General features: G+C 66.1%; 6 protein-coding genes and 1 pseudogene. 2 read left to right on the top strand and 5 right to left on the bottom strand.

Annotated features, from left to right (window positions below):
- From RWX87_RS06300 to RWX87_RS06285, 4 genes are all read right to left on the bottom strand, one after another.
- The coding region (locus RWX87_RS06300) for a class I tRNA ligase family protein (protein ID WP_314688716.1) at nucleotides 1–342 on the bottom strand (342 nt) is incomplete at its 3' end.
- A 77-nt stretch (nucleotides 343–419) separates the two neighbouring features.
- The gene (locus RWX87_RS06295; RefSeq protein ID WP_314688714.1) at nucleotides 420–1955 is read right to left on the bottom strand and encodes an ABC transporter substrate-binding protein; all 1536 of its coding nucleotides are present in this window, start codon (nucleotides 1953–1955) and stop codon (nucleotides 420–422) included.
- A gap of 10 nt (nucleotides 1956–1965) precedes the next feature.
- Complete coding sequence (gene nth / locus RWX87_RS06290; RefSeq protein ID WP_314688712.1) at nucleotides 1966–2670, bottom strand: endonuclease III; 705 nt, start codon at nucleotides 2668–2670, stop codon at nucleotides 1966–1968.
- Between the two features lie 8 nt (nucleotides 2671–2678).
- On the bottom strand, nucleotides 2679–3431 hold the full coding sequence (locus tag RWX87_RS06285; RefSeq protein WP_314688715.1) for a response regulator transcription factor: 753 nt from the start codon (nucleotides 3429–3431) through the stop codon (nucleotides 2679–2681).
- Between the two features lie 264 nt (nucleotides 3432–3695).
- Here RWX87_RS06285 and RWX87_RS06280 point away from each other — a divergent pair, with 264 nt between their 5' ends.
- On the top strand, nucleotides 3696–4424 hold the full coding sequence (locus RWX87_RS06280; protein ID WP_314688710.1) for a hypothetical protein: 729 nt from the start codon (nucleotides 3696–3698) through the stop codon (nucleotides 4422–4424).
- A 132-nt stretch (nucleotides 4425–4556) separates the two neighbouring features.
- Here RWX87_RS06280 and RWX87_RS06275 read toward each other — a convergent pair whose 3' ends face one another.
- A complete protein-coding gene (locus RWX87_RS06275) occupies nucleotides 4557–5051 on the bottom strand; it encodes an inorganic diphosphatase (protein WP_314688708.1) in 495 nt (164 codons plus the stop codon).
- Between the two features lie 356 nt (nucleotides 5052–5407).
- Here RWX87_RS06275 and RWX87_RS06270 point away from each other — a divergent pair.
- Nucleotides 5408–5727 (top strand): annotated as a pseudogene (locus RWX87_RS06270) (hypothetical protein); the annotation flags it as partial.

The raw sequence follows: 5727 nt of genomic DNA, 5'->3' as shown, positions 1-5727 counted from the left end.
GCGCACGCCGTAGTAGTTCTGGACGCGTCTTTCGGTGGGCAGGCCGTTGTCGTCCCAGCCCATGGGATAGAAGACGTCGTATCCGCGCATGCGCTTGTAGCGGGCGATGACGTCCGTATGCGTGTAGGAGAACACGTGCCCGACGTGCAGATGCCCGGACACCGTGGGCGGAGGGGTGTCGATCGAGTACACGGCCCTGCGGTCGCGGGTGTTGCGGAAGCGGTAGATGCCGGAGTCCTCCCAGACGCCGCGCCATTTGTCCTCGAGGCCGTCGACCCCGACCCTGTCGGGAAGCGGAGTCAGATGGGCGATGATGGAGCTGTCCTTGCCCTGTTCAGTCATATCGGCAAGTCTAGAAACCGCAGGTGACAAGGCCTCGGCCACGGACCGTCCCTCCCCGTCCCTTCCGTCGGACCCCTCTAGTCGGAGAGCCGGGCGAGCGGAAGCATCTGGTCGGTCATGTTCGTCGGGTATCCCGTCGTTCCGTCGCGGACGACGACGATGTTGCGTCGCGTGTACAGCCAGGCGCTGGCCGCGTCCTTGCTGACGATGGAGGCGAAGTCCTTCAGATGACTCCGATAGGCTGCGTCGGTGGTGGAGGACATGGCCTGGTCGTAGGCGCTCTGGGCGTCCGAGTTCTCATAGCGGAACACCGAGTCGCCGGAGGCGAACCGCGAGGCGTCGCCCGTGTCGTCCATGGTGATGATGGCCATGGTGTAGTCCCCGCTCGTCATGCGTCTGGCCAGGGTGGCGTCGTCGACGACCTGCTTGGTCACCTCGTAGCGGTTGTTTTTGGACAGTTCGGTCACCAGGGTGTCCGCCAGGGAGGAGTACCGGCTGGGCGTGAGGATGGTCGCGGTGCCCAGATAGTGGAGCGCGAAGAATCCGATCAGCGACTGTCCCTTCGCGACGTCATAGGGGTAGAGGCCGGTGAGGTCCGCGTATCCGGGCTCCAGGGGGCTTATCGGTCCGCCGAGGGGGGCATAGGCGTCCTTCTGCTGCTTCGCGATGGCGGCGGTGTCGATGAAGTACCGCGTCGAGGTGCGCACCCGTTCGTCGGAGAACAGGGAGTCGGCGCCGGTGTTGAAGGCCAGAAGGGTTTTGGACGTCGTCTCTCCGTAGACGGTTCTCGTCCCGGACAGCGAGGCGTAGCGGTCGGACTCGAGGGCGGAGGAGGGCAGGGCCATGTCGATGTCGTCGCTCGTGAGGGCGGCGGCGAGACCGGCGTCGTCCGAGTAGTACCTCAGCGTGATCTGGGAGGCGTCGGCCCGTGATCCCCAGTAGTCGGCGTTGCGCAGCAGCGTGAGCGAGGACCTTGCCGTGAAGCGTCCGACCGTGAAGGGTCCCGATCCCAGGGCTGTCGTGGCGTAGTCGATGTCCGCGTTCCGGTCGTAGACGATTCCCGCGCGGCCTGACAGGGTGCGCAGCAGCGTGGGATCGGGCTTGGACAGCGTGAGCGTCACGGTGCGGGCGTTCGACGCCGTGACGGACTTCAGGGCGTCGAGTCCGTCGGAGTCGACGTACTTCCTGGTGATGATGCGCTGAAGGGACCAGACGACGTCATCGGAGTCCAGTGCGTCGCCGTTGGAGAAGCGCAGGCCGTCACGCAGCGTGAGAACGTAGGTGAGGGCGTCCGAGGACGTGGTCCAGCGTCGCGCCAGGCCGGAGGTGATGGTGTTCTTCTGTGTGCGGGTCGTCAGGGTCTCGTAGACGTTGCCGAGAAGAGCCCGTTCGACCGCGTCGGAGTCGTTCGTGCGGATGTCCAGGGAGTCGGGAGCGTTCAGAAGTCCTATGGAGATTCGGGGGGAGCGGTCGAGCGACGTCGTGGTGACGAGGCCGCCCCTCGAGGAGACGAAGGTCCATCCCGCCCACACCAGGGCGAGAAGGGCTGTGGCGAGGGCGAGGAAGATGCCCCATCGACGAAGCGATCCGTGATTCGTATGCCGTGCTCCCATGCCGTCGAGTCTATCCTCGTGCCGCGCGGTTGCCGGATTTCCGGGACCGGAGATACGAACCGGCCGATGGACAGCTGTCGCGGAGAGGGCACGAGGCGCAGTCGGGGACCCGCGCGTGACAGTATCCGCGGCCGAGGAGGATGAGCCTGTGCGACAGGTCGGTCCATTCCTCGGGAGGGAAGCCGGCGGTGATCTCGCGTTCGATGGCCACCGGATCGGGCGTGGCCCCGGGGCGGGCGGTCCGCCATCGCAGACGCCGGGTCACACGGATCACATGAGTGTCCACGGGGAATCCGGGGATTGCGAAGGCGTTGCCGAGTACCACGTTGGCCGTCTTGCGCCCCACGCCCGGCAGGGACGTAAGGGAATCCATGTCCGGGGGGACGACGCCGTCGAAGTCTGCGACGAGCTTCGCCGCCATGGCCAGAAGGTTCCTCGTCTTGGCGTGGAAGAACCCCAGAGGATGGATGACGTCCTCCACGTCCTCAGGGCTGGCGTGTGCCAGCGACTCCGGCGTGGGCCATCGGCGGAAGAGCCCGGGAGTCACCGTGTTCACCCGTCGGTCGGTGGTCTGGGCGCTCAGGATCGTGGCGACGAGAAGCTGGAAGGGCGTATCGAAATGGAGAGCGCAGACCACATTCGGGAACTCTGCGCACAGGAGGGCGTACTCCTCGTGCATCCGGTCCAAGCGGGCCTTGCGTGATTCGCGGGGCATGAGGGGGTTCAGTCCTCGGCGCGCCCCGCGGACGAGCGTGCGGCGCTCGCCCTGGCGGCGCCGGCGTCGCGCTCGTCGTTGGGCGGGTCGAAGCGGTATCCGACGTTGCGGACGGTTCCGATGAGATGCTCGTACTCGCCGCCGAGCTTGGCTCTCAGACGGCGGATGTGGACGTCGACGGTACGCGTGCCGCCGTAATAGTCGTATCCCCATACCTCCTGGAGCAGCTGGGCGCGGGTGAAGACCCGTCCGGGATGCTGGACGAGATACTTGAGCAGTTCGAATTCCTTGAAGGCCAGGTCGATGGGCTGCCCGTGCAGGCTGGCGGTGTAGCCGTTGGTGTCCACCACGAGGTCGCCGGACCGGATCTGGCCGTCCTCGGGAGCCGGGGCCGCATCCTCGGAACCGCTCGCGGAGGGGGCGACGGGGGCGTTCCCCCGCTCGGAGACGAGTCGCAGACGTCCCTCGACCTCCGCGGGGGAGGCGCTGGAGACGATGACGTCGGCGATGCCCCAGGAGGAGTTGACCACGGTGAAACCGCCCTCGGTGAGGATGAGGACGATGGGAGTGGACAGCCCCGAGGCGTGGATGAGACGGCAGAGGGTTTTCGCGGTGGCGAGGTCGTCGCGGGCGTCGAGGAAGAGGATGGTGTTCTCCGGCATCTTCACGAGGCTTGCGGCATCCATGGGAAGCACGCGCACGCGATGCGACAGGAGGGCGAGGGACGGCAGCACGGTGGCGGGGTCGCCGGCGAACGTCATCAACGTCAGATCAGTCACGTCGTTCCTCCATCGCGGAAGGTCGGCCTGTACGGGCCTGAGACCACAAGGCCCCGGAGGGTCGCCCATGTGCCGAGCCGACGCCATTGTATCCGCGGGTTGTGGACAGTGGACGAAACGGGGTACCGCGCCGCATGGTGAGGATCTCCCGGCGGTCGGAGGCGCCCACGCCGTTCGGGCGGGTAGATTGGAGACCGTCCGGCGCGGTGAGGCGCGGGACGGACGGATCGATGACGGGAGGCGCGGATGACGTCGGGGCAGCCGGTGGTGTCGGAGAAATCAGGGCGGTCGCCCATGCGCAGAACGGATTCGCTGGCGATGGTCTCCGTCGTCATCGTCCAGTTTCTCGCGTTCCTGGTCCTGCTCGTCTGCGGCGCGACCGCGGGAACCGTCATCCCCATGGCGGTCGTGGCGGTCGTGGCTCTTGTCTTTCTCGTCCTCTGGCCCTTCCGCGGAGGCGTCGCCGATCGCGTGCTCGGTGCGGCGGTGGGACTCGCCTCCCTGCTTGTGGCCGCTGCGGCCATGGTCTCCTCCGGTACCCCGAAATCGAATGACCTGTCCTCGCTGATGATCGTCCGCGGATGGTCCGCCGTCTCCGTGTGGTCGGTCGTCGTCGCCGTGCTGCTGGTGGCGACGGTCGTGGTCTCTTTCGGCCGTCAGATGGTACGCGTGAGCCGAGCGCATCTTGTCCGGTCGTTATCGCATAGCATCACGAGCGCGGTGGCTCTGATCGGTGCGGCCGGATGGCTTTTCCTGCCTGATTTGATGCCGTGGGGGACGGGCGGCCGAAAGGCCTTTCTTCTGATCGTCCTCGTCGTGGTGCTTGTCGTCGCCTCCGTGCTGTCCTGCGTCTGGTGGGCGGATGCCGATCCGGACCCGGCGGCCAGACTTCCCTGGGTCGGCGTGGCCCTGCTGCCCGTGCTGATGACGGGATACGTCGTCTATCTTCTGGTCGTGCTGCTGCCCGTGCTCTGATAGCCCGCCCTGCGCCGGCGGGACGATCATGACCGTCCTGGTGAATACCGGTGAATATGGAAGGGCCCGTCCGCATGATGATGCGGACGGGCCCTTCGCATTACCTGGGAGAATCGCTCCTCAGGAACGAAGTCACTCGCCGGACTTCGCCAGACGCTCGCGCGCGGCGACGATCTCCTTCTCGGCCTGGGCGGCTCCCGTCCAGAAGTCGCCGGGCTTGACCTCCTTGCCGGGCTCCAGTGCCTTGTACTGCTCGAAGAAGTGCTTGATCTCCGCCTTGTGGTATTCGTTCACGTCGTCGATGTCCTTGACGTCATCGAAGCGCACGTCCGCCGGTACGCACAGCACCTTGTCGTCCCCGCCGGCCTCGTCGACCATGTGGTACAGGCCGACCGCGCGGCATGTGACGACGCAGCCGGGGAACACCGAGTTCGGGATCATCACCAGGGCGTCGAGCGGATCCCCGTCCTCGCCCAGCGTGCCGTCGATGTATCCGTAGTCATCCGGATACCCCATCGCCGTGAACAGCGTGCGGTCGAGGAACACGCGTCCGCTGTCGTGGTCCACCTCGTACTTGTTCTTGGATCCGCGAGGAATCTCGACCACGACGTTGAAGGTTTCTGCCATATCGGTCTCCTTATGAGGTTGAGGTCAGCTTTTCCCAGAATACTCGCCGGCGGATGGGTGGTCCGCGGACGTCGGGGACGACGTATGAGACGAAGGAGCCGGTCACGTTCGCCGAGGGGTGGTGCGCGGATGTCGGGGGTGACGTCGGCCAGTTCGTCCGACGTCTTCTGGTCCGGTGTGCGATCCCGACCGCGGGCTCCTCCGACCATGCCGGGGCGTCGCCTATTGACGTGCCCGCGACCACCGTCCTTCGTCCCGCTGGATTTTCCCTCCAAAGCCGTGCAAGCCTCGGGGGATCCCTCCACGCGTCGTGATGTGGAGAGGAGGAAGGATTCCGTCCCGGGAAAGGACCCATCATGACCCCACTCGCGCAACGATTCGCCGCCGCCCTGATCGTCATGGTCACGGCGGCGGTCGCCGTTCTGACGTCGGCGGCTCTGACCGCGCCGGCACGGGCGGAGACCCTCGAGCTGACGCCGACGGTTCTGCTTGACGGCTATGTTCTGGAATACGACACCGACGAAGGGCGGCTTGTGGAGGGGGCCGTGGCCATCGACGGCGAAGGACGCAAGTACTACTGCATCGAAAGCGACGTTCCCGTGGACTACGAGGTCACGGGGACGATCGCGCTTCCCGAGGATGAGGATTCAGCCCGTCTGTCCTGGCTGATGACGAG

This window comes from uncultured Bifidobacterium sp. (genome assembly GCF_963540075.1).
In the GTDB taxonomy this organism is placed as follows: domain Bacteria; phylum Actinomycetota; class Actinomycetes; order Actinomycetales; family Bifidobacteriaceae; genus Bifidobacterium.
The sequence above is the reverse complement of the archived record's forward strand: the minus strand, read 5'-3'. Positions and strand labels throughout refer to the sequence as shown.

Coding starts and splice junctions, on each gene's coding strand:
- RWX87_RS06295 (WP_314688714.1), bottom strand. CDS start 1,955: ATGGGAGCACGGCATACGAATCACGGATCGCTTCGTCGATGGGGCATC.
- RWX87_RS06285 (WP_314688715.1), bottom strand. CDS start 3,431: ATGACGTTCGCCGGCGACCCCGCCACCGTGCTGCCGTCCCTCGCCCTC.
- nth (WP_314688712.1), bottom strand. CDS start 2,670: ATGCCCCGCGAATCACGCAAGGCCCGCTTGGACCGGATGCACGAGGAG.
- RWX87_RS06275 (WP_314688708.1), bottom strand. CDS start 5,051: ATGGCAGAAACCTTCAACGTCGTGGTCGAGATTCCTCGCGGATCCAAG.
- RWX87_RS06280 (WP_314688710.1), top strand. CDS start 3,696: ATGACGTCGGGGCAGCCGGTGGTGTCGGAGAAATCAGGGCGGTCGCCC.